20 protein-coding genes and 1 riboswitch are annotated in these 23,455 nt (G+C 36.4%); of the genes, 7 read left to right on the plus strand and 13 right to left on the minus strand.

All coding sequences use genetic code 11. The features are described from left to right. Window positions 1-20: 20 nt before the first annotated feature. The 3 genes from MRBLBA3_RS07365 to mtnK are packed head-to-tail and all read right to left on the minus strand — an operon-like array spanning window position 21 to window position 2,993. Window positions 21-662, minus strand: a complete 642-nt coding sequence (locus tag MRBLBA3_RS07365; protein ID WP_044739868.1) for an L-fuculose-phosphate aldolase — start codon at window positions 660-662, stop codon at window positions 21-23. Window positions 663-713: 51 nt separating this feature from the next. After that, on the minus strand, window positions 714-1,754 hold the full coding sequence (mtnA, locus tag MRBLBA3_RS07370; RefSeq protein WP_044739867.1) for an S-methyl-5-thioribose-1-phosphate isomerase: 1,041 nt from the start codon (window positions 1,752-1,754) through the stop codon (window positions 714-716). A 12-nt stretch (window positions 1,755-1,766) separates the two neighbouring features. After that, complete coding sequence (gene mtnK / locus MRBLBA3_RS07375) at window positions 1,767-2,993, minus strand: S-methyl-5-thioribose kinase (RefSeq protein ID WP_363380470.1); 1,227 nt, start codon at window positions 2,991-2,993, stop codon at window positions 1,767-1,769. A 590-nt stretch (window positions 2,994-3,583) separates the two neighbouring features. Between mtnK and ahpC the strand changes: the two genes are divergently transcribed. Both ahpC and ahpF read left to right on the plus strand, forming a co-directional pair. After that, the gene (gene ahpC / locus MRBLBA3_RS07380; RefSeq protein WP_000924419.1) at window positions 3,584-4,147 is read left to right on the plus strand and encodes an alkyl hydroperoxide reductase subunit C; all 564 of its coding nucleotides are present in this window, start codon (window positions 3,584-3,586) and stop codon (window positions 4,145-4,147) included. A 14-nt stretch (window positions 4,148-4,161) separates the two neighbouring features. Beyond that, entirely contained in the window at window positions 4,162-5,688 is a 1,527-nt protein-coding gene (gene ahpF, locus MRBLBA3_RS07385; RefSeq protein WP_363380472.1) for an alkyl hydroperoxide reductase subunit F, read from the plus strand. A gap of 50 nt (window positions 5,689-5,738) precedes the next feature. Here ahpF and MRBLBA3_RS07390 read toward each other — a convergent pair whose 3' ends face one another. Both MRBLBA3_RS07390 and MRBLBA3_RS07395 read right to left on the minus strand, forming a co-directional pair. Continuing rightward, the gene (locus MRBLBA3_RS07390; RefSeq protein WP_044739865.1) at window positions 5,739-6,347 is read right to left on the minus strand and encodes an SAM-dependent methyltransferase; all 609 of its coding nucleotides are present in this window, start codon (window positions 6,345-6,347) and stop codon (window positions 5,739-5,741) included. A gap of 150 nt (window positions 6,348-6,497) precedes the next feature. Next, window positions 6,498-7,613, minus strand: coding sequence for a M20 peptidase aminoacylase family protein (locus MRBLBA3_RS07395; protein ID WP_044739926.1), 1,116 nt, complete (start codon window positions 7,611-7,613; stop codon window positions 6,498-6,500). A gap of 267 nt (window positions 7,614-7,880) precedes the next feature. Here MRBLBA3_RS07395 and nhaC point away from each other — a divergent pair, with 267 nt between their 5' ends. After that, complete coding sequence (gene nhaC, locus MRBLBA3_RS07400; RefSeq protein WP_044739864.1) at window positions 7,881-9,302, plus strand: Na+/H+ antiporter NhaC; 1,422 nt, start codon at window positions 7,881-7,883, stop codon at window positions 9,300-9,302. On the opposite strand, the gene MRBLBA3_RS07405 is transcribed toward nhaC, so the two are convergent. Continuing rightward, the gene (locus MRBLBA3_RS07405; RefSeq protein WP_044739863.1) at window positions 9,291-10,562 is read right to left on the minus strand and encodes a hypothetical protein; all 1,272 of its coding nucleotides are present in this window, start codon (window positions 10,560-10,562) and stop codon (window positions 9,291-9,293) included. The two genes, nhaC and MRBLBA3_RS07405, sit on opposite strands and share 12 nt — an antisense overlap. A 92-nt stretch (window positions 10,563-10,654) precedes the next feature. On the opposite strand from MRBLBA3_RS07405, the gene MRBLBA3_RS07410 reads away from it, so the two are divergent. After that, window positions 10,655-11,764, plus strand: a complete 1,110-nt coding sequence (locus MRBLBA3_RS07410) for a mandelate racemase/muconate lactonizing enzyme family protein (protein ID WP_044739862.1) — start codon at window positions 10,655-10,657, stop codon at window positions 11,762-11,764. A 14-nt stretch (window positions 11,765-11,778) separates the two neighbouring features. Beyond that, window positions 11,779-12,474, plus strand: coding sequence for a hypothetical protein (locus MRBLBA3_RS07415; RefSeq protein WP_044739861.1), 696 nt, complete (start codon window positions 11,779-11,781; stop codon window positions 12,472-12,474). A gap of 83 nt (window positions 12,475-12,557) precedes the next feature. On the opposite strand, the gene MRBLBA3_RS07420 is transcribed toward MRBLBA3_RS07415, so the two are convergent. The 6 genes from MRBLBA3_RS07420 to rlmD all read right to left on the minus strand — a co-directional run bounded on the left by MRBLBA3_RS07420 (window position 12,558) and on the right by rlmD (window position 19,417). Then, window positions 12,558-12,884: a hypothetical protein gene (locus MRBLBA3_RS07420; protein ID WP_000677324.1), complete on the minus strand. Its 327-nt coding sequence runs from the start codon at window positions 12,882-12,884 to the stop codon at window positions 12,558-12,560. 106 nt (window positions 12,885-12,990) lie between these two features. Further along, on the minus strand, window positions 12,991-13,698 hold the full coding sequence (locus MRBLBA3_RS07425; RefSeq protein WP_044739860.1) for a M48 family metallopeptidase: 708 nt from the start codon (window positions 13,696-13,698) through the stop codon (window positions 12,991-12,993). A 95-nt stretch (window positions 13,699-13,793) separates the two neighbouring features. After that, a complete protein-coding gene (locus MRBLBA3_RS07430; protein ID WP_363380479.1) occupies window positions 13,794-14,312 on the minus strand; it encodes a DUF1456 family protein in 519 nt (172 codons plus the stop codon). Window positions 14,313-14,688: 376 nt separating this feature from the next. After that, the gene (locus tag MRBLBA3_RS07435; protein ID WP_363380482.1) at window positions 14,689-16,707 is read right to left on the minus strand and encodes a GAF domain-containing sensor histidine kinase; all 2,019 of its coding nucleotides are present in this window, start codon (window positions 16,705-16,707) and stop codon (window positions 14,689-14,691) included. 182 nt (window positions 16,708-16,889) lie between these two features. After that, window positions 16,890-17,879, minus strand: a complete 990-nt coding sequence (locus MRBLBA3_RS07440; protein ID WP_044739857.1) for a tRNA dihydrouridine synthase — start codon at window positions 17,877-17,879, stop codon at window positions 16,890-16,892. Window positions 17,880-18,040: 161 nt separating this feature from the next. Beyond that, a complete protein-coding gene (rlmD, locus tag MRBLBA3_RS07445; protein ID WP_016128253.1) occupies window positions 18,041-19,417 on the minus strand; it encodes a 23S rRNA (uracil(1939)-C(5))-methyltransferase RlmD in 1,377 nt (458 codons plus the stop codon). Window positions 19,418-19,538: 121 nt separating this feature from the next. Beyond that, window positions 19,539-19,640: riboswitch (purine riboswitch) on the plus strand. 194 nt (window positions 19,641-19,834) lie between these two features. Between rlmD and MRBLBA3_RS07450 the strand changes: the two genes are divergently transcribed. Then, window positions 19,835-21,031 (plus strand): NupC/NupG family nucleoside CNT transporter, encoded by a 1,197-nt coding sequence (locus MRBLBA3_RS07450; RefSeq protein ID WP_044739856.1) that lies wholly within the window; start codon window positions 19,835-19,837, stop codon window positions 21,029-21,031. A gap of 45 nt (window positions 21,032-21,076) precedes the next feature. On the opposite strand, the gene MRBLBA3_RS07455 is transcribed toward MRBLBA3_RS07450, so the two are convergent. Continuing rightward, window positions 21,077-21,784 carry a hypothetical protein gene (locus tag MRBLBA3_RS07455; protein ID WP_002124912.1) on the minus strand — a complete coding sequence of 236 codons (708 nt, stop codon included), beginning with the start codon at window positions 21,782-21,784 and terminating at the stop codon, window positions 21,077-21,079. Window positions 21,785-22,289: 505 nt separating this feature from the next. On the opposite strand from MRBLBA3_RS07455, the gene MRBLBA3_RS07460 reads away from it, so the two are divergent. Further along, entirely contained in the window at window positions 22,290-23,366 is a 1,077-nt protein-coding gene (locus tag MRBLBA3_RS07460; protein WP_363380487.1) for a polysaccharide deacetylase family protein, read from the plus strand. The last annotated feature ends 89 nt before the right edge of the window (window positions 23,367-23,455 follow it).

Raw genomic sequence — 23,455 nt, forward strand, 5'->3', positions numbered from 1 at the left:
GAGGGGGTCTTCATTTCATTCTACTGCTGCCCATACCCTTCAAACTTCTTCGCCAAATTCTCCATCTCGTCTTCTGGCAATAACTTCGGTTCTCCGACACTTTTCGTTTGATAATAAATTTGAGCACAAAACTCAATTTCTTCTGCAATAGTAAACGCCATTTTTATATTATTCGCTCCGGCCATTAAACCATGGTTCGCAAGTAAAACTGCACGACGATCAATCATTCCTTCAAAAGCTGCCTCTGCTAATTGCTTCGTACCAAATGTTTCATACGGTGCACAGCGAACATTTGGACCTGCAAAAGCAATTAAATATGACACAGCAGGAAGTTCCCATCCTAATGATGCAATTGTCTTCGCATAAGGAGAATGTGTGTGCACAAGCGCATTTATATCTTCACGATTTCTATAAAAAATAAGGTGCATATCGAGCTCGCTTGATGGTTTTCTCTCTCCTTCTATCACTTCACCATCTAAATTCAATATAACTACATCTTCAGGCTTCGTTTCATAATAATCTAAACCGCTTGGGCTAATTGCAACAAGCCCTTGTTCACGATTAAAAATACTAATATTACCCCCAGTCCCCTTTGTTAAGCCGCTGGAGATCATTTTCTTTCCATACGCTACAATTTCTTCTCTTTCGTTTTGTAATAACATATACATCCCCCTAAGTATGAAGCTTATGATGACTGACTATATATCTACTTACTAAAATAGCTTTTTTAAGTTCTCCGTAAACGGTGCTTCCACAATCCCTTTTTCCGTAATAATCGCTGTTACATTTTCATATGGCGTAACATCAAATGCCGGATTATATACTTTACTTTCTTTCGGAGCAGAATATTGTCCGAAGCGATTGATCACTTCAGAAGCATCTCTTTCCTCGATTGGAATTTCTTTTCCTGTCGGTGTTTTTAAGTCGATTGTCGGTGTTGGTGCTGCTACATAAAACGGAATGTTGTAGTATTTAGCTAAAATAGATACGCCTAATGTTCCAATTTTATTTGCTACATCCCCGTTTGCTGCTACGCGGTCACATCCAACGATTACCGCATCAATTTTCCCTTGTGACATGACCATTGCTGCCATATTGTCTGTAATGACCGTTACATCGATTCCCGCTCGCTGTAGTTCCAATGCCGTTAACGTTGAACCTTGTAATCTAGGGCGTGTTTCATCCGAATAGATTTTTAAGTCCCATCCTTTTTCTTTCGCTAAGTACATTGGAGCTGTCGCAGTACCGTACTTCGTCGTTGCTAACGCCCCTGCATTACAATGCGTTAATACTCCCATGCCATCATGGAATAATGTTAATGCGTGTTCTCCAATTTGACGGTTAATTTCTTCATCTTCTCTATGAATCTCTTTTGCTTCTTCTAATAATCTATCTTTCAACTGCGCAATTGATAAGTTAGCATTCTCTTTCGCTACACTTTCCATTCTTTCAAGTGCCCAAAATAAATTTACTGCCGTCGGTCTTGAGGTTGCTAAATATGCACATACCTTTTTTACTTCCTCTATGAATTCTTCCGCCGAACTTTCAGCAACTTCCTTTACCCCTAAATACACACCATAGGCTGCTGAAACACCTATTGCCGGCGCTCCTCGTACTTTCATTACTTGAATCGCATCCCAAACACCCTCAGCCGTTTTAAAAGATTCATAGACTACTTCGTTCGGCAATACCGTTTGATCCAACAACACTAAAGCATCATCTTTCCACTGAATTGGTATTAATTGCTCTGCCATCATCTTCTCCCCTTATTTCGCACTATGCATTTGTTTTCTTAACGTTTCTACAAAGCTGCTACCTGTTTTATATCGATTCGCTTGTAAAATAAACTTCTTCGCTACCTGAAGACAAATTCGCTCCGCTCTAGCACGCGCTGCATCATTCTCAATACAAGTAATATCCTTTACCTTCGCTAGACCAACAATACGACGAATTAACTCAAGACCCGTCACTGCAGCTGTATCCTCTAATATAGATTGTAAATAAACTTGGTTAAAGCCTTCTTCCTTCGCCATAACCTCTGTCACATGAATATCCCAAGCATCTAAGAACTTCTTCTTAAATAAATCAATTACATCAATCATGATAGATTCTAGCCAGTTCATATATGTATCTTTCTCCATACCAGATTGCATCACTGCATCTGCATTCACCCATGCAAACATTAAATTCGCCATTATATTCCCAACGTCATATCCCATAGGTCCATAAAAAGCAAATTCAGGATCAATAACCTTTGTAGAATCACTTTTTACAAAAACAGAACCAGTATGTAAATCACCGTGAAGTAGCGCTTGTGCATTCGTCATAAAAGAAAACTTAAGTTTTGCTACTTCCATACGAAGTTCTTTATCACTATAAATATGCTCTCTAATCCATCCCTCATTTAATTGAAACAATTCGTTGCGTTTATTATGGTTTGTGAATGGCTCTGAATATACGAGGTCCTCTGTAATCTCACATAACTCAGGATTTATATAATTTTTCACGAGTTCCTTCTTCTCTTTATGATTCATTACAACATCTGATGTTAATAGAAGAGTATTTACCATAAAAGTAGTTAAATCATCAGCAAGCCTCGGAAACATTTGATGATTTATGAGTGCTGTACGCAATATTGTGTGATCTGATAAATCTTCCATCACGCAACAATTCATCACACTATCAAACAAATATACATTTGGCACCAGTCCAGATGCTAACTCTCCTTCTAATCGCAAAACATCTGATTCTATACGGATTCGATTCGTCGACAACTTAAACTCATCTGAAATACGCGCTGTATCCCCAGCTTGCTTCACAATGACAGAAATGTTCTTCTGTTCATCCCAAACGCGGAACACATAATTTAAATTACCATCACCTATTTCTTTACACTTTAGCCCCTTTGCATGCTCGAACCTAGGTAATTTCTCTTGCACATATGCAATTACATCTTTAGCTTCCATTAAAAAATACTTCGTGAACTTAGACATGGTTTCCCCTCCACACTAAATGTAAACGTTTTCTAAAAGCCGTAAAAAATAATAGACTGAAGTTTTTTCAATCTATACTATATCTTCTCTATTGCAATACATATCTCGCTTTTATTATATCTTGTTAGAAATGAGCGTCAATGTTTCTATTTCTCATTGCAATATACTTCTTATTATATATATTTATGATGACAATAATTGTTCACAAAGATTCCGATACATTTTGTTTTATTTATCTCACAATTCTTTGTAAAATAGAAGTAAGCAGTTCCTTTTCAAATCTACAACTTCTAAGAAATATTTCCTTCCTAAGAATTTATACTTACACTATGTCTCTAACATACACACTACTCTTTCAAACACTCATTGAAAATTTATGACTTGAAAATTACCTTTTAATTCCCTAGCATCCTTAATTGAGAATAAATATTAATTAAATTGGTATAAAGTTGGTTTATTCTCTTGACAAAATAACCACTTCTATATGATAATTAATATCGAATTAGAATTATTATAGTTAATTAAAAAATATATTTTATGAGCAAACTAATTTCCGATGCTCAAAACCAACCTTTAGGAGGAATTTTAATATGTTATTAATCGGCACAGAAGTAAAACCGTTTAAAGCTAATGCTTACCATAATGGAGAATTTATCCAAGTTACTGACGAAAGTTTAAAAGGAAAATGGAGCGTAGTTTGTTTCTACCCAGCAGACTTCACATTCGTTTGTCCAACTGAACTTGAAGACTTACAAAACCAATATGCAACTCTAAAAGACTTAGGCGTTGAAGTATACTCTGTATCTACAGACACTCACTTCACTCACAAAGCATGGCATGATAGCTCAGAAACTATCGGCAAAATCGAATACATTATGATTGGTGACCCAACTCGCACAATCACTACAAACTTCAACGTTTTAATGGAAGAAGAAGGTCTTGCTGCTCGTGGTACATTCATCATCGATCCAGACGGCATTATCCAATCTATGGAAATCAATGCTGACGGTATCGGCCGTGACGCAAGCATTCTTGTTAACAAAATTAAAGCAGCTCAATACGTACGTAACAACCCAGGTGAAGTTTGCCCAGCTAAATGGCAAGAGGGTTCTGCAACACTTAAACCAAGCCTTGACCTTGTAGGCAAAATCTAAGGAGTTCGATCAAAATGATACTAGATGCAGATATAAAAACACAACTATCCCAATACCTTCAGTTAATGGAGAACGATATTTTACTTAAAGTAAGTGCAGGAGACGATAACGTATCTAAAGATATGTTAGCTCTAGTAGACGAATTAGCTACTATGTCATCTAAGATTACAGTAGAAAAAGTTGAATTAGAGAGAACACCAAGCTTTAGCGTAAATCGCCCTGGTGAAGACACTGGTGTCGTATTCGCTGGTATTCCATTAGGACACGAATTTACTTCATTAGTGTTAGCTTTACTTCAAGTTAGTGGACGTGCTCCAAAAGTTGAACAAAAATTAATCGATCAAATCAAAAACATTCAAGGCGAATATCATTTTGAATCTTATATCAGCCTAAGTTGTCATAACTGTCCTGATGTTGTACAAGCTCTTAACGTAATGAGCGTTCTTAACTCTGGTATTACACATACTATGATTGATGGCGCTGCATTCAAAGAGGAAGTAGAAAGTAAAGACATCATGGCAGTACCAACTGTGTACCTAAACGGCGAATCTTTCGGAAGCGGTCGTATGACACTTGAAGAAATTTCAGCTAAAATGGGTAACGGTCCAGATGCATCAGAGCTTTCTGATAAAGATCCATACGATGTTCTTGTTGTTGGTGGCGGCCCTGCTGGTGCAAGTGCAGCAATTTATGCAGCACGTAAAGGCATCCGCACTGGTATCGTTGCTGAGCGCTTCGGTGGTCAAGTAATGGATACTATGGGCATTGAGAACTTCATCAGCGTAAAACGCACTGAAGGTCCTAAGCTAGTAGCAAGTCTTGAAGAGCACGTAAAAGAATACGACATCGATGTAATGAATCTACAACGTGCGAAACGTTTAGAGAAAAAAGAACTTATTGAAGTGGAACTTGAAAACGGCGCTGTTCTGAAAAGTAAGAGCGTAATCGTTTCTACAGGTGCTCGCTGGCGTAATGTTGGCGTACCAGGTGAAGCTGAGTTCAAAAATAAAGGTGTAGCATACTGCCCACACTGTGACGGTCCATTATTCATCGGAAAAGACGTAGCGGTTATCGGCGGAGGTAACTCTGGTATCGAAGCAGCTATCGACTTAGCAGGTATTGTTAAGCATGTAACTGTTCTTGAATTCATGCCAGAATTAAAAGCTGATGCTGTATTACAAGAACGTCTTAACAGCTTACCAAACGTAACTGTTCTGAAAAACGTTCAAACGAAAGAAATTACTGGTACTGACAAAGTAAACGGTATTTCTTACATCGATCGTGAAACTGAAGAAGTTCATCACGTTGAATTACAAGGTGTATTCGTTCAAATCGGTCTTGTGCCAAACACAGACTGGTTAGGCGAAACAGTTGAACGCGCTCGCGGTGAAATCGTAACAGATAAGCACGGTGCTACAAACGTACCAGGAGTGTTTGCTGCAGGTGACTGTACAAATAATCCGTACAAACAAATCATCATCTCTATGGGTTCAGGTGCAAACGCAGCTTTAGGTGCATTTGATTACTTAATCCGTAACTAATTATATAGACGTGAGTTTTAAAAAAGCAGGTGCCAAGGCACCTGCTTTTTTTATAATCCTAATGTATAAACTAAAAATCTCTCATTTCCATTCTTCTCATAAGCACCAGGCAACCTTACTTCCCTCTTCAACTCAAACGCAGTCTGGTTCTCTAAGAAGAAAATATAATCTTCAGAAGGATAGTATAAAATGATATCTACTTCTCTCTCCGTTTCTTCTACCGAAAGTAAAATGTTATTTACTACGTTCATAAATACTTGGACAGAAAATGGATTGAAGAAATAAAACCGGTTATCACGTGGATCAATCTCATATTCCTGCGCTAAACAACATTCAAACCGAATTTTATCTTTACTGTTTCTCACTTTTCGCGCATAACGATCACGATTATCCATTGCTTCTTTATAAAACTCTTCATTCATTTCAATCCCAACGGCCGAAGCACCACACTTATGGTGCATGTAAAAGTTTAATCGTCCTTTTCCGCACCCAAAATCTACAACCTGGTCGCTACTTCTTATTTCATATTGATTCAATAACTCATCTAATCCACTATATGGCGTCGGTTCATAACGGTGATAATGCATAGACTTATTAAATCCTTTTTGCTCGCCGACAGTTTTTATATTTAATACAGCATCGTAATATTGTTCGTTCATTCGTTTGCTCCTATTAAGAAATATTACTATTATTATACACCACGTACTGAATGCTCATTTTTATCAAATTAATTGATACGTGAAATTATATCGTCGCAAAATCGAATATATCGACTTAACGACAAATTCCTAGAAAAAAACAGGAGCTCTCTAGCCCCTGTTCTCTAATACTTTCAATACAGTTTGTTTCAATATTTCTACTCCATCCATTATGCAAGAATGGTCAAACTTCATATACGGATGGTGTAATCCAGGTTGTAGGTTTGCCCCTAGTCCAAGCATGACAGCTTTTAAATGTGGCCTCTTCACTGTGTAGTAATGGAAATCATCGCTTCCTGTCGTATACAGTGGTCCAGTACATCCCTCTTCCCCATACACTTCAAGAATACCTTTACGCATAAAGCGCTCAGCTTCTTCTGACACTTCAGCTCCTGGCGCGAGATCGATCCACTCATAAGAAAGTTTAGATCCCATTGATTCAGCTGACTGAATTACTTGCTCTATTTTTTGCTTTAATTCATTTAGTAATATGTTATTTTCTGCTCTTACATCTAAACTAAAATGTCCGTTACCTGGAATAATATTTAGATTATCACCACCAGCTTGGCATCTCGTCATCTTAACAGAATACGACGTCTGCGGTGGTAGCCATATATTTTTCAAACCGATATTGATCATAGAAATGACATCAATTGCATTTATCCCTTGATGCGGGCGTGCCCCATGTGCATCATCTCCGTGAATCAACCCTTCTAAAAATCCTGCTGCTCCGTGACGAATAGATGGGGCAGCTTGTTTCAAAGGCAGTTCTTCAATCGGCCTTAAATGAACACCAAATAAGAAATCAGCATCATCCACGGCGCCTTTCTCTACCATCTTTAAAGAACCATTTCCTTTTTCCTCTGCCGGTTGAAAAATAAATCTAACCGTTCCACTATCCCATCTCATATTTTTCAATTGTAAAATAAGACCCATTACAATCGTCATATGAGCATCGTGACCACATGAATGATTCGCTTTAAATTCTCCGTCTACTTCTTGCCATAGTGCATCCATATCAGCACGAATCGCAATAACTGGGTTCCCGCTTCCGATTTCAGCGATTACGCCTGGACAATCATCAAATGTTTTATATGAAATTCCTTCTTCTTTTAAAAAGTTAGTAATATACGCTGTCGTTTCATACTCTTTCCAACTCACTTCAGGGTTTTCATGCAAATGCTGAAAAATTTCCATTAAACGCTCTTGTAGTTCTAATGTTTTCAAAGCCACATTCTCCTTCCCAAATTACAAACCATTCAGGTTAATTATACTTATGAAAAACAGATGTTTTCATGAACATATTGAATTTTAAGAAAAAAGTCAATTATTTATTTTTAAATACTATCGACAACTCACTTTATACAGATAGAACATTCCTTATTTTCTGTTTTTTTATTGACGCTTACATGTATTTTTAGTTATTATAACTTAATAAACGTCTATTTTGCGACAATTCTAAAAATACAAACATACATAATGAGGAGGCAGTTTATGAAAAAAGAAATACCTTTTGGCGTAGCAATAATCCCTATTATCATTACAGTTGCAGTTATGATGGTTACAATTGTTGTATTAAAACAAAGCCCTCACGTCCCACTTATTATCGGTACAACCGTTGCTTCTATCGTTGCCTGGCGTTACGGTTACAAATGGAACGACATTGAAGAAGCAATGTATAAAGGAATTCGCCTCGCATTACCCGCTATCGTTATCATTATTCTAGTAGGTTTAACGATCGGTGCTTGGATTGGCGGCGGAATCGTCGCAACAATGATTTATTACGGTTTAAATCTTTTAACTCCATCACTATTTTTAGTCTCAATTACAATTATTTGTTCTATTGTTGCATTAGCTATCGGTAGCTCTTGGTCTACAATGGGAACAATTGGTGTTGCAGGAATGGGCATTGGCCTAAGTATGGGAATCCCAGCTCCAATGGTTGCCGGTGCTATCATTTCCGGTTCTTATTTCGGCGATAAAATGTCACCGCTTTCAGACACAACAAACTTAGCCGCAGGATTAACAAATACCGATTTATTCACACATATTCGTCATATGTTATTTACTACAATTCCAGGTTTAATTATTACTCTTATCGTTTATGCTTTCTTAGGAAGAAGCTTCGGCGATAACAATATTGATGCAAAAGGTATCGATCAAACGTTACAAGTATTGCAACAAAACTTCGTTATCTCACCTTTCCTACTAATCATACCTGTAGTCGTTATGGTATTGGTCGCTAAAAAGGTTCCTGCTATACCAGCTATTCTTGTAGGTATTATTTTAGGGTTTTTATCACAAGTCTTTATTCAAGGTGGTTCTGTCTCAGCATCTGTCGGTGCACTCCAAAATGGATTTGTCATAGACACTGGAAACAAGCTAGTAGACGAACTCTTTAACCGCGGTGGCTTAGATTCGATGATGAACACAGTTTCTATGACAATTGTCGCTATGACTTTCGGAGGAGTACTAGAACATACTGGTATTCTTCGCTCAATTGTAAATCAAATTTTAAAATTAGCGACATCAGCAAAAGGACTTATCGCTTCTACTATCGCATCTTGCTTTGCAACAAATCTTACTTGCTCTGAACAATATATCTCGATTGTTGTTCCCTCAAGAATGTACGCAAATGCATACACAGAAAAAGGACTACATTCTAAAAATTTATCCAGAGCATTAGAAGATGGCGGAACATTAACTTCTGTTTTCGTACCTTGGAATACATGTGGTGTATTCATACTCGCAACACTTGGAGTTGGCGCATTCGAATATGCTCCTTATGCTATATTGAATTTCATCGTACCTATTATTTCAATCATTTACGGCATAACTGGTCTCACAATTACGAAACTATCAGATATTGAAAAAGCAGAACTACTAAAAAAACAAAAGGCTCAACTAGAAGCTTAAAGATAACGGTAAATTCAGTTCATATATTGCGCGAGGGCGCCCTTGTTGATAGGGCATTTCCTCGCCGCAAATATGAGCATACCTATAATCAACTAGTTTCTTTAATAACCTTTCTGTTGATCGCCGAGTCACTTGTAAGTATTCAGAAAGATCTGCTGCTGTAAACTTCAATGACGGATGCGATTGACTAAATTGAATGATTTTTGACAAGTTTGCTGGACTAAGTTTCGTTTCCTTCGCTATTTTCATTAGTTCTGGGTTGTCATTCTTCAAACTTTGTACTCTCTGTTCTTTCGGGAACGGACCAAATAGTTCTTTATCACTTGTTAGTATATAAAAACAGTGGTCTATTGGATTATTCTTCGCGAAACCTTGAGCGATTTTAGCATTTTTCTCTGCTTCCTTCACAGTTTTTCCGTAACCAAATCCAATAGCTATCGTTCCTTCTATACTCGCAAATAAATTATTTATCATATTTGTTTTTATAATCGATTCAATATCACCACGAGTCGTATACAAAATGAACGTCATTTCATCAACTTTTTTAAATGAACCACGTAGTTCTTTTGAAATGACATCTAATTGCTCAAGCAAACCTTCTCGTAATTCTAAAGAAGAAATCATACAAGCACCAACAGTAGCTGAATGGCTTTTTGCTAACTCAGCTTTTATTTTCGCATCTTTTAACCCATGTATAATGGATTGCTTCGGATCTATCATACGCTCTGAAGGAATACCTATTTTTTGAAGTTCATCATAGACAGCGTGAATACTAGTTAAAGCTAAATGAGCATCTCCAGATTGATATTTAGCTACATGAAAATTAATAACTCTCTTTATTTCATCTTTACTCCAAAGCATATTTTCATAATCAAACACTTGTGGACTTTCTTTTATACCGATATCATGGAACACATTTATAATGAATGAGCGGTCTACTAAATCAATTGAAATTTTATGTGGTTGAATGCGTTGGTGATACATGACAGAAAGAATGGAAGATGCGACAGTTGCCTCGTCTTGCTGTAAGTACGTACTTGGAATTCTTAATTGTTCTCTTATTTCTTTTGCCATATAATAAGGTAAAGCACCTGAAAAAAAGATGAAATCACAAGGCTTTAAACGCTTTAAAAGTTCCGAAGATTCCGCCGGATGAAGGTAAATATATGGATCAATCTCTATTTCTTCTAGTTTATGAGCAATAGGCAAAAGATTCTCCATAAACTCCTTTGAACCGACAACTGCAATTTTTATCATCATTTCTCTAACTCCTTATCATTAATTAACGACTATTTAACGTCAACTATATCAAATGTACAAAACTATTGTAAACAGGAAGGGGTCTCTACCCAATGAAAATTACAGCTATTCACCTTTATGCAATTCGTTTACCGCTTCGCGATCCGTTTGTTATTAGTTATGGTTCTTATTCTGATATGCCTTCTATTATCCTCAAAATGGAAACAGATGACGGCGTTATCGGTTACGGTGAAGGCGTTGCTGATGATCACGTTACAGGCGAATCATGGGAAAGTACTTTCCATACTTTAAAACATACACTAGCTCCTACGCTCATTGGACAAAATCCAATGAACATCGAGAAAATACACGATATGATGGACAATACAATTTACGGTGTACCTACTGCGAAGGCTGCGATAGATATTGCTTGTTTTGATATAATGGGCAAAAAATTAAACCAACCTGTATATCAATTAATTGGCGGGCGCTACCATGAAGAATTTCATGTCACTCACGTCTTAAGTATCGCAGACCCAGAAGACATGGCTGAAGAAGCTGCCTCTATGATTCAGAAAGGTTACCAATCTTTCAAAATGAAAGTCGGTACAAATGTAAAAGAAGATGTAAAACGAATTGAAGCAGTACGTGAACGTGTAGGAAGTGATATCGCGATTCGCGTTGATGTAAACCAAGGGTGGAAAAATAGCGCAAACACATTAACGGCACTTCGTTCATTAGGACATTTAAACATCGATTGGATTGAGCAACCTGTTATAGCGGATGATATTGACGCAATGGCTCATATTCGTTCTAAAACAGACCTTCCGCTCATGATTGATGAAGGATTAAAAGGCTCTCGTGAAATGCGCCAAATTATTAAATTAGACGCAGCTGATAAAGTAAATATAAAACTAATGAAATGCGGCGGCATATATCCCGCTGTAAAACTCGCTCATCAAGCTGAAATGGCAGGCATTGAATGCCAAGTTGGATCCATGGTCGAATCATCCGTTGCCTCTTCTGCAGGATTCCATGTCGCTTTCTCGAAAAAAATCATTACGAGCGTCGAACTTACAGGACCATTAAAGTTCACGAAAGACATCGGGAACTTACATTACGACGTACCATTCATTCGCTTAAACGAAAAACCAGGACTCGGCATTGAAATAAACGAAGATACATTACAAGAACTAACCGTCTTTCAAGACGTTGTACGCTAAAGGAGGATTAACGCATGACAGTTCTATACGAAGGAACATTAAAACAAAATAACGATCCATTTCACGTTACATTACTATCTTTAGAACATATGGAACAAATTTTATCATTACAAAATGTCGTAGTTGAAGCGTTAGAAGATAAAGGTCGTTTACAACCGCTCTCACTGGAAGAATTTCAATACATTCTAGAAGGAAACGGCATGATGATCGGTGCTTTTATCGAAAACGAACTCATCGCATTTCGTGCCCTGCTCGTCCCTCCTATTGATGATGAACATTTAGGACTTGATATTGGCTTATCAGAAAACGAACTACATCGCGTCATCTATCAAGAAATATCAAACGTTCATCCGAACTGCCGAGGAAATGGGATGCAAAAAATATTAGCCACAGTCATTATGGACGAATTACAAAAAGAAGACAGCAAATATGATTATGTTTGCTGCACCGTTGCACCTTTTAACATTCCTAGTTTAAAGGATAAATTTGCGCAAGGGATGGAAATTTCTGCATTGAAGGAGAAGTATGGTGGTAGTATGCGGTATGTTTTTGTGAAGAAATTGCGTGAGGATAAGGAGAACGATTGGGTTGATATTAAAACGGTTCCGATGAGTGATTTTGATGGACAAAAAAAGTTGCTTGCTGAAGGCTATCGAGGCCATAAGATGGAAAAACACAATGAAACATATTCTGTTCAATTTGCAAAATAATAATATACATTTTATTTTGTAGAAACCAAGAGGGATGAAACCTTAACAATAGTTAGGTTTCATCCCTCTTAAAAAGATATATTTTAACTTACATTTAAATTAGTTAAAAAAGTACTTAGTTCATTTTCTGATTGAAATTTAAACGTATATCCATAATGTATAAGGCTTTTCCCTTTGTTCTTTCTCTTAGGGAATTGTCTTAATGCTGTATTATGGTATTTACCACTAGTTCTATTCATTAAACTATCATTATTTTCTACAGTTTTAGGATTTAACACAATGCTAATTTCGACATTATGTAACAAGTATACCACTTCTTTATTTTTGCTATTCTCAAATTCTATAGCCTTGCTAGTTTCTCTTATGAACGTATAATTATTTTCAGCAAAAGCTACTTTTAGCCCCTTCATTTCATACTCTCCCCTACTTCATTTTATATACTATTATTGTGATATCAACAGAAGTATCTGTCTAGCCTTTCTCTGTCACCTCTTTAAAATAATAATCACTTCACTACTAAACCGTCATCTTCCAACTAGATAATGCTAACCAATTTTCCATTTCCTTATAATCAGGCATTATCTTCCCAACAAGACGCCAAAAAGATCGATCATGATTTAAATGAACCATATGACACATTTCATGAACAACTACATAGTCAATTACCTGCTGTGGGGCCATTGCAAGCTTCCAATTAAACGTTAACTGCAAGTTCGAATCACAAGTTCCCCACGTACGGCTACTATCTGTAATACGAATAGAACGCGGTTTTGTTTTAAAGTTATTTTGATGTGCTTTAATACTCTTCTCTACTAACGCCTTGCACTGCTTATAGTAAAATCGCTTTAAAGCTTGTTGGATTTTCTCATCCTTAAGCTCTTTCACATAAATATGTAGCTTACCACCCTCAAAGACTGCATTATCTTGCTCAATGCTCGCATCTTGAGAAATCTGTATCGGATACGTGTTTCCTAAATATAGAAATCCCTCTCCTTGATCATAGTCCTTTTCTTGTGGTCCAAGCGCTCGCTCTTGCATTTCCTTACGTGTTTTCTGAATCCAATCCCATTTCTCCTCTAGCAACTGGACTAAGTATTCAACAGGCGTCCCTTTCGGAGCTTGCACTTCCACATTTCCGTACGAATCTACAAAAAGACGCACAGACTTTTTCTTCTTATAAGTTATATGAAAATTAATTGTCTCACCTAAATATGTATGTACCATTTCATCACCTAGCGTATTATTTTTACAAATAAAAAAGAGTAGGATACGAACGTCCTACTCTATCTATTATATCATTTACTGCTTTAACGAACTTATTATCCTCTATACTTTACAGCTAATCCCTTAATGAAATTCCTTGCGTATCTATCGCCGCACTCTTTGTAATGCTTATGGCCTTTCTTTCTTAATAAAGCGCCTAATTCTCCTTTTGTTACGATAACTCCTACGCTGTCTAATATATCAAGCACATCTTCACTCGTTAAAGATAGTGCTATTTTCATTTTCTTTAAAAGAAGGTTATTGGCACTCTCCTTGCTCTGTACAGGTGCCGGTTGCCCTGGTTTCGGATCTTGCTTCCCTCTTTTTAAAGTAATAAATCCATTTAAAAATGCCTCTAGCATCATCATGTCGCATGTTAATACGTACTCTTCTTCGATTACATCATCATTTTCAGCTTCATGCTGAGGAGCTCTCTTTATTTTTGTAAGCATATCAACTACGTCTTCTTTCGTTACTTCCATCCCGCCAAGTTTAAAGATTTCCACCATATCTATATCTTTTATATCTAAAGCGTATCTTACTCTTTTTAATATATCGTTGTTGCTCATTGCCATTGTATTTCCTCCTGAAATGTTGATTATCTTAATGCTTTTAGCATGTGTAAATGAATGTTGTTAAGTTACTACTTTAACATTTTAGGAGGAGGTTTTGTAGTCTTAGGTGGATTAATGCTTGTGGGGATGATTTTAAAACAGCAAAAAATAATGGGATAATCGTGCGAAATTACGGATGGGGATTTACTATTAATTAACACACTTGAAAATGGACTAACCTGATATAGGTTAGTCCATTTCTTTTTATGCAACTCTAATTTAGTGGGCAACTCAAACATGAATGTTACGCAAAATTCAGGTGAAATGTATTGATTATGTCTACTTAGGTTTTACTTTTTATTTGTGGTACGGTTCACCCTAACTAATCTAAATAAGGTTATTGTTCATTATTTTCATAATTAAATTTAACAAAAAAGGTAGTGCCTTCCGATCCTGTTTGAATTTCTATTTTTGCATTATGACGGGCAGCAATGGCATAACATATGCCTAACCCCAATCCAGTTCCATTATCTTTAGTCGTGTAAAATGGAGTACCCAGTTTCTCTAATACTTCAGGCCTGATACCTTTTCCTTGATCCCGCACTGCGAGCACCACACAATTTTGACCTTCCTTGTAGGTGCTAATGGTTAGAACTTTCCCTGTGCTCATCGCTTCTAAGCCATTTCGGTATAGGTTTATTAATAATTGCCGTATCTCATTACGATTTAAAAGTAATTCCGGAATGTCATTTGTATCGACTTGAATATATTTATTTTGATTATACGTATCAATTTTTATTAAAGGAATACTATCGTGGATAATTGAATTTAAATCGAACATCTGCAAATCAGATTTCCTTGTATTACCTATTGAGAGAAATTCAGTAATAATAGAATTGGAACGGTCAAGTTCTTCAATCATTAAATTAAAGTACTTATTATGTTTCTCATAGATGCTCTCTTCTTTTAATAACTGCAAAAATCCTCGTACTGTTGTCATTGGATTTCTAATCTCATGGCTGATACCTGCTGCCATTTGCCCTATTAAATCTATGTTGGATAACCTCTTCAATTCCTGCTCATATCGCTTTTTTTCCGTTATGTTTTTAAAAATACAACAAATACCATCATCATACGGGTATGCAATAACTTCGTGCCAATATTCATCAGAGGTAGAGAGAAATTCGAAATGAACTGTAGTTCGCTCTGACATTGCACGATGAAATTCCTTATACATGACTGTGTCGACGCTACTCGGGAAAACTTCCCGTATATTCTTGCCTAATACATCTTTTGCTGTTTTTCTTTGTGGAAAATATTGATGCTTATTTACGTACGTAAATTCCCATTTATTATTCAAAGTAAAGAATCCATCCGTAATACTTTCAATCACACTTGTAACTTTTTCATTAGCAGCAGCTAGTTCTCTCGTTCGCTCTTCCACCATACTTTCAAGTCGATCCATATATAACAAGTTTGAAAACGTAGGAGCTGTGGCATCAACGATAGATTTTGCCAGTTGAATTTGGGAATTATCGTAATTGTGAGCTTTTCCCTCTTTGCCAACGACGATTATCCCTAATACTTCTCCCATTGAAACCAATGGAATCATCAGTAGACCCTTACTATCTATATTTTTTGTTTGAATAACCTCTTGGATCTTGGCTTCATAGCTTTTCTCCATCCAATACGCTTCTGCCCAATCACAGTCCTTGCTTAACTTCGTTGTTTTAATCGTCGTTTTGTCTAGCGGGTCTAAAAGGTGGATAGCCACGTTTTTACTCTCTAAAATCTGTCCTAAGTAAAAAAAACATTTATCAAAACTTTCCTGTATCGAGGAACACATTGATAAATCACGGGTAACATTTAGTAACAGCTGCTTCTCGGCAATGAGGTTTTCCTTTTGTGTTAAATTATTTGCGTTTTGAATTGCGACCGCAGCCATATTTACATAAGCTTCAACACTCTGAATTTCTGAATCTGTTAAGTTCATTGGAGTTCCATAATCAAATAAAAAAACCAGACCAAATAACTCTTGCCCAAATGAGATAGGCAGGGCTAATAAGGACTTAATTTTGAACGCATCAACTGGTCTCGGATCCGGCCGATTATCCTTTGAGGTATCAGGGATATAGATGGTTTTTTTTGTTTCAATAACTTCTTTTGCCAGTAAATCTATTTCAGGATCAATTACCTGAATATCGATCGTTACGCCATTTATGGTCTCTGGTTTTCCTGCAAACCCTCTAAATGTTCCATCTTCCTGAGGTAAATAAATTCCAACAGCATTGCACCTAACAATCTCCTCTGATATCGCCATTGTTACACGCTGCAATACTTCACGTAGTTCTAATTTTGTATTTATTATTTTTGTTATATTCGCGAGCCTAGAATATCTCGTCTGATCACTTAACATTCACATAGCCTCCAAGTTATAGGCATAATAAAATAAACATGATACTATCATTGAAAATCAAGACCAACCTACCATTTTCACTTTTCTCCTGTATTCTTTTCTTACCCTTTTTACATAGAATACCTCACTTACTTATGATACGGTTTACCTTAATTAAAGTAAAACAGTGTAACTTTCAAAAGTTACACTGTTTCACTACCTTCTACCACATTAACACTCGCCTCAAACTTATCAAGCAATGCTCGCACTTCATCCGTTGATTTTGTGCTCATTAATTGATTTCTTAGTTCAGCAGCTCCAGGGAAGCCCTTTACATAAATTTTGAAGAAGCGATGAAGCCCTGTGATGGAGCGTGGCAGTACTTCTGCATATTGATCTTGAAGATCAAGTTGTAGTCTTAAAAGATCTAAATGTTCTTTACTGCTGTGCTCTCTTGGCTCTTTTTCGAAAGCAAACGGATTTTTAAAGATTCCTCTTCCAATCATAACGCCATCAATGCCATATTTTTCAGCAAGTTCTAGCCCTGTTTTACGGTCAGGGATGTCTCCGTTTATTGTTATTAGCGTATTTGGTGCAATACGATCACGTAATTTTTTAATTTCCGGAATTAGCTCCCAGTGCGCGTCTACTTGGCTCATTTCTTCTCTTGTACGTAAGTGAATAGAAAGGTTTGCGATATCTTGTTTGAAAATATGCGTTAACCAATCTTCCCATTCACTTAACTCTTTAAAGCCAAGGCGTGTTTTTACGCTGACAGGTAGTCCGCCTGCTTTTGCTGCTTGAATAAGTTCTGCTGCAACGTCTGGACGTAGAATAAGGCCACTACCTTTTCCTCTTGATGCCACGTTCGGTACAGGGCAGCCCATATTAATATCGATACCTTTAAATCCTAGCTCTGCCATACCAATACTCATTTGGCGGAAATATTCAGGGTTATCTCCCCAAATATGCGCCACTATTGGCTGTTCATCTTCTGTAAAAATTAAACGGCCACGTACACTTTTCATACCTTCTGGATGACAATAGCTATCCGAGTTTGTAAACTCTGTGAAAAATACATCTGGACAACCAGCTTCGCTTACTACGTGACGGAAAACAACGTCTGTCACATCTTCCATTGGTGCAAGTACGAAAAATGGTCGTGGTAAATCATTCCAAAAATTATCTATCATTTCAAATTCAAATCCTCTCAATATGAATACAATTTCAAACTCTCAATTTATAATTTGTGAAAATCAGCAATATTTATTTTAACTAAAACCGTTGCTGAATGGTATTTTTATAAACCAAAAAGCAGGTGGTATAGATTTTTTCTATATCAACTGCTTTTCTATTATACCAACTTAAGCCAAGCTACACACTCTACATGTGTCGTATGTGGGAACATATCAACAGGTTGTACTTCCTGCGTTTTATATCCGCCTTCTTCTAGTACTTTTAAGTCACGTGCTAATGTTGCTGGATTGCATGATACGTATACGACGCGTTTTGGTTTCATGTCGATGATTGTGTTTAGTAGTGCCTCATCACAACCTTTACGCGGTGGATCTACGACCATTGTGTCAGCGATTACGCCTTCTTTATACCATTTTGGGATGACTACTTCTGCTTCTCCTACGCCAAATTCAGCGTTTGTCATGTTGTTTAGTGCTGCGTTTCGGTTTGCGTCTTCGATTGCTTCTGGGACGATTTCAACGCCGTACACTTTTTTCGCTTTTTGCGCTAGGAATAAGGAGATTGATCCGATTCCGCAGTATGCGTCGATTACAGTTTCGTTACCATCTAATTGTGCGTATTCTAACGTTTTATCGTATAGCACTTTCGTTTGTTCTGGGTTTACTTGATAGAATGAACGTGCTGAAATCGCAAATTTAATGTCACCGATAAAGTCATAAATATATTCTGATCCGTACAGTACTGTCGTTGTGTCTCCGAAGATTACGTTTGTACGCTTCGTGTTTACGTTTTGTACAATCGATTTTACTTCAGGGAATTTCGCCGCAATTTCTTCAATGATTGCTTTTTTATTCGGCAATTCTGCTGTACGAGTAATGAAGACAAGCATAATTTCCCCTGTTACTTGCCCGTAGCGAGCCATTACGTGGCGAAGTGTTCCTTTGTTACGCTCTTCATTGTAAGCCGAAATACCGTGCTTTTCACAAATACGTTTTACTTCTTGAATTAATGTATCGTTTTCTTCCGCCTGAATTAAGCATGATTCCATATTAATGATGTCATGCGTTCCTTGACGATAGAAACCAGCCACAAGTCCACCTTCACGTTCTCCAATTGGCACTTGTGCTTTATTACGGTATACCCACGGGTTTTTCATGCCAAGTACAGGATGAACAGGAACATCGCTTAGTCCGCCGATGCGCTGCATAACGTCGCGTACTTGTTTTTCTTTCGCTTGTAATTGTCCTTCATATGTTAAGTGCTGAAGCTGACAACCGCCGCACTCGTTGTACACGGGGCATTCTGCATCTTTACGATATGGACTTTCTTGATGAAGCTTCATTAAACGACCAAACGCGAAGTTTTTCTTCACTTTAATAATTTTAATTTGCGCTTCCTCACCTGGTAATCCGTTTTTAACGAAAATAGGATATCCCTTTACTTTCGCAACACCGGCACCATCATGTGTTAAATCTTCAAACACTACATCTATAAACTCGTTTTTTTCAACTGGTGGCGTCATTTTTGTACTCATTTTCCGACCTCTCTTTTTCATAACACTGCGTTACATTTTATCATACTTATATGGTCTATTTCTATTGGAAGAAAAAAAGCTATTGACGATAGTTCTCTAGTAATGTTACGCTACTACTAATTTAATACGGACGATGTTACCTCATATATAGTCGATAATATGGATCGAGAGTTTCTACCCGGCAACCTTAAATTGCTGGACTATGGGGAAAACTAATGAATATTAGCCTATGTATAAAAAGACTCCTATTGATTAGCTTTCTCTCATAGATGAAAGTGAATCCATATGGGTCATTTTTTATTTTCAAAAAGGTCAGACATCTTACGTATGACATAAAACCTCTATTACTTTATTTTTAGTAATATAACGAGCGTTTTATGTACAAACTTTATACGAACTTCTGAAAGGGGCAACTACATGCAATATGTAATGAGCATTATCGGCATTCTTGTCGTTTTAGGTTTATGTTTTGCTTTGTCAAACAACAAAAGTAAAATCAACTTCCGTGCAATTGCTATTATGATTGGTTTTCAAATTTTAATCGGTTGGTTTATGTTTGGCACAAAGATTGGTCAACAAATCATTGTTTTCATTGGTAAAGTTTTCAACAAACTAATTAAACTTGGTACGACAGGTGTTGATTTTCTCTTTAATGGAATTCAAAGAGATTTTGTCTTTTTCTTAAATGTATTATTAATTATCGTATTTTTCTCAGCACTACTTTCAATCTTTAGTTATCTAGGTGTTTTACCATTCATCGTTCGCGTTGTCGGCGGTGCAATTTCAAAAATTACTGGTTTACCACGCGTTGAATCATTCCACGCAGTAAACTCTGTATTCTTCGGTTCAAGTGAAGCGTTAATCGTTATTAAAAATGATTTACAACATTTCAATAAAAACCGTATGTTTATCATTTGTTGTTCTGCGATGAGCTCAGTTTCTGCTTCTGTTACAGCATCATACGTAATGATGTTAGATGCGAAATATGTACTAGCAGCTCTTCCACTAAACTTATTCTCAAGCTTAATCGTTTGTTCGTTATTAACACCAGTTGATACGAAAAAGGAAGATGAAGTGATTCAAAAATTTGATAGAAGTTTATTCGGAGACAGCTTTATCGGCGCAATGATTAACGGTGCGCTTGATGGTTTAAAAGTAGCTGGTATCGTTGCCGCATTAATGATCGCCTTTATCGGTGTTATGGAAGTTGTAAACTACGTAATCAGCGCTGCTTCAGGTGCAATGGGATATGCTGTTACTTTACAACAAATCTTCGGTTATATACTTGCTCCATTCGCATTCTTAATGGGTATCCCAACTCATGATATTATCCCAGCTGGTGGTATTATGGGTACGAAGATTGTCTTAAATGAATTCGTAGCAATCCTTGATTTAAAAGGCGCTGCTGCAACATTAGATCCACGTACAGTTGGAATCGTTACTGTATTCTTAATTAGCTTTGCAAGTATTAGCCAAATTGGTGCAATCGTTGGTACAATCCGTGCCCTTTCTGAAAAGCAAGGAAGCATCGTATCAAAATTCGGTTGGAAAATGCTATTTGCATCAACACTTGCTTCTATTTTATCTGCAACAATCGCTGGATTGTTTATTTAATAAAAAATCACCTTACTTGTTTAAGTAAGGTGATTTTTTGATGCTTTATGAAACCGAGTGAAATTCGACCGCTTCTTCTGTATTGATAATCCTATCTTTATATATACCTTTTATTGAAATATAAATGATAGATTTGTTTATGTTTTTTAACTTTCCTAATGAAAAATGATAAAGTAATCCATCGCTTTTTAAGGTCCACATCTTCCCACTCCATGGCCCAGTAGCTTTTTGTTCATCCGATGCCTTTATTTCACCTTCATATTCACACTCTCCAAAAGGAGTTTTAATTGTATTCTTCTCTGTATCAATTCGAATATTTTTAATTAGTTTCAAATTCTCATCAGAGAGAATTTGAATTTCATGGTCTTTCTTTTTAAAAAAGAGTTTTCCGTCTTTTGTATTTATATATTCTGCATTATTCATTTCATCTATCATAAAATCATATTCTTCTTTTGTAATACCCAAGTTTTGATGATAAGGAAAAGTTTTTTTCGGGATAATTTCTTCTTCTGCATACTTCAAATACCAATCTAAATTATTTGTAATGCTAGCGCTCATCTTATTTCCGATTTTCTCCAATTTCTCTTTTATCCCATAAGGAAATTCTAGCGTCATAATATCCGCCGTAACTTCCGCATTCATAAGGCGTGATGGAATATACTCCTCCACACTATTCGCTTTACTCACTTCACTTTGACAACCGACTATGAATAGCGATATGAAAAGGATATATACTAGTTTTTTATATTTCATTTCTGTTCTCCACTCCGTACATCATTCTTGCTTACATTTATAGCGGTTCTTATTATAGTCTAAAATCCTAATATTTCAATATAAACTACTCTACATATGCAAAATTGCATATTAATAAACCTTTCTCTTACTTTAAAATTAACTTAAATCATTTACCAAAATATACAAATCACAAACGAAAAATGTTATAATTTGTAAAAAAAACATCGGAGGATATTATGAAAGCCCACGCCCTTTTCGACTTCTTACATTTACTAGTCTTGACCATGAAAAGCTATTATGTATGGGGAATGCCTATCTATGTCTTCATTATTCCTCTTATCTTTGTAGTCGGTTATATTATTATCAATTCTAATAAAAAACGAAAGAATACATCTATTCAGAGTCACTAACCTATCCCATATCTAAAAATGATATGATGAACAAGGGTATATCCCCACCTCTCTTATAGCGGTGGGGATTTTAATGTAAGTATGCAACATAATACACAATAGAAGGTGATTTCATGAGAAAATATGCAGCAATTGCTTTATGTACGTCTGCCATTCTAGCAGGCTGTAATACTAGCAATGTAGAGCCTAAAAAAGAGAAAAAGGTTCAAGAGGTTAAGAAACAAGAAGAGACTGTGCAAGAACAAGGTAAAATCTCTTATAATCCAATTACACACGAATCTACAAACACAAGTATTCAAGTTACAGACATAAAAGACTCTTTAACCGAAGTACAATATAAAATTTGGCGCACAGCTGATGGAAAGGAACACGCTAAATCTTTTTCTTCTAAAGAAAAGGAGAAACAATTTACACTTCCTTTTGATATAAAAGAATTTGAAGGAAAACGCGGTGAATTCCAAATTGAAGCAACAGGAACCATAGAGGGTGGAAAAGCTATTCCACTTACGAAATCTACTATTACTTTCGAGCAAAAAGTGCCTGTTCTTATGTACCATGCAATTGATGATTATCACGGGCAAGGTATTAAAGATTTATTCGTATCGCCTGCTAACTTTGAAGCTCAAATGAAGTATTTAAAAGACAATGGTTATACATTATTAACATTTGAACACTGGGGCGATATTAATAAAGTAAATAAACCCATCTTCGTTACATTTGATGACGGTATGAAAAATAATATGAATGCATTTCGCATTTTACAAAAGCTAAAAGATGGTACTTTCAAACCAACAGCAACTGAATATATGATTGTTGATAACGTTGATGTAGAAGGCGCTCTTTCTACATCTGAAATAAAAGAAATGGTTGATTCAGGTATTTTTTCTGTACAATCTCACACAGCAACACATGCAGACTTGCCGAAAATTACAAACTATGAAGAAGAATTAAAAGGATCGAAAGAGAAGCTCGAAAAAATAACAGGTAAGCCTGTTATCGCAATTGCTTATCCATTCGGTCATGTAGACGATAAAGTTGTCGCAGAAACAAAGAAATACTATCAATTTGCAACGACAACGAAACCTGGACAATTCATTACGAAGGGTGAACCTGATGAGTTGTTAAAAATGAAGCGTGTTCGCATACACCATACAACGACTGTAGAACAATTTGCTTCTTCGATTAAATAACTATTAGAGCTCAATACATTTTGAGCTCTCTTTTTACTTTATATTTATATATATTTTTAGAATTTTCTTGTATTATATATAGTAAGAAA

The organism is Bacillus sp. LBA3-1-1.1, assembly GCF_040676495.1.
Lineage (GTDB): Bacteria > Bacillota > Bacilli > Bacillales > Bacillaceae_G > Bacillus_A > Bacillus_A nitratireducens.

Coding starts and splice junctions, on each gene's coding strand:
- MRBLBA3_RS07405 (WP_044739863.1), bottom strand. CDS start 10,562: ATGATGATAAAAATTGCAGTTGTCGGTTCAAAGGAGTTTATGGAGAAT.
- MRBLBA3_RS07420 (WP_000677324.1), bottom strand. CDS start 12,884: ATGAAGGGGCTAAAAGTAGCTTTTGCTGAAAATAATTATACGTTCATA.
- MRBLBA3_RS07390 (WP_044739865.1), bottom strand. CDS start 6,347: ATGAACGAACAATATTACGATGCTGTATTAAATATAAAAACTGTCGGC.
- mtnA (WP_044739867.1), bottom strand. CDS start 1,754: ATGGCAGAGCAATTAATACCAATTCAGTGGAAAGATGATGCTTTAGTG.
- MRBLBA3_RS07410 (WP_044739862.1), top strand. CDS start 10,655: ATGAAAATTACAGCTATTCACCTTTATGCAATTCGTTTACCGCTTCGC.
- MRBLBA3_RS07435 (WP_363380482.1), bottom strand. CDS start 16,707: ATGTTAAGTGATCAGACGAGATATTCTAGGCTCGCGAATATAACAAAA.
- rlmD (WP_016128253.1), bottom strand. CDS start 19,417: ATGAGTACAAAAATGACGCCACCAGTTGAAAAAAACGAGTTTATAGAT.
- mtnK (WP_363380470.1), bottom strand. CDS start 2,993: ATGTCTAAGTTCACGAAGTATTTTTTAATGGAAGCTAAAGATGTAATT.
- MRBLBA3_RS07425 (WP_044739860.1), bottom strand. CDS start 13,698: ATGGTACATACATATTTAGGTGAGACAATTAATTTTCATATAACTTAT.
- MRBLBA3_RS07440 (WP_044739857.1), bottom strand. CDS start 17,879: ATGATAGATAATTTTTGGAATGATTTACCACGACCATTTTTCGTACTT.
- MRBLBA3_RS07455 (WP_002124912.1), bottom strand. CDS start 21,784: ATGAAATATAAAAAACTAGTATATATCCTTTTCATATCGCTATTCATA.
- ahpC (WP_000924419.1), top strand. CDS start 3,584: ATGTTATTAATCGGCACAGAAGTAAAACCGTTTAAAGCTAATGCTTAC.
- MRBLBA3_RS07450 (WP_044739856.1), top strand. CDS start 19,835: ATGCAATATGTAATGAGCATTATCGGCATTCTTGTCGTTTTAGGTTTA.
- MRBLBA3_RS07415 (WP_044739861.1), top strand. CDS start 11,779: ATGACAGTTCTATACGAAGGAACATTAAAACAAAATAACGATCCATTT.
- MRBLBA3_RS07460 (WP_363380487.1), top strand. CDS start 22,290: ATGAGAAAATATGCAGCAATTGCTTTATGTACGTCTGCCATTCTAGCA.
- nhaC (WP_044739864.1), top strand. CDS start 7,881: ATGAAAAAAGAAATACCTTTTGGCGTAGCAATAATCCCTATTATCATT.
- MRBLBA3_RS07365 (WP_044739868.1), bottom strand. CDS start 662: ATGTTATTACAAAACGAAAGAGAAGAAATTGTAGCGTATGGAAAGAAA.
- MRBLBA3_RS07430 (WP_363380479.1), bottom strand. CDS start 14,312: ATGGCAATGAGCAACAACGATATATTAAAAAGAGTAAGATACGCTTTA.
- ahpF (WP_363380472.1), top strand. CDS start 4,162: ATGATACTAGATGCAGATATAAAAACACAACTATCCCAATACCTTCAG.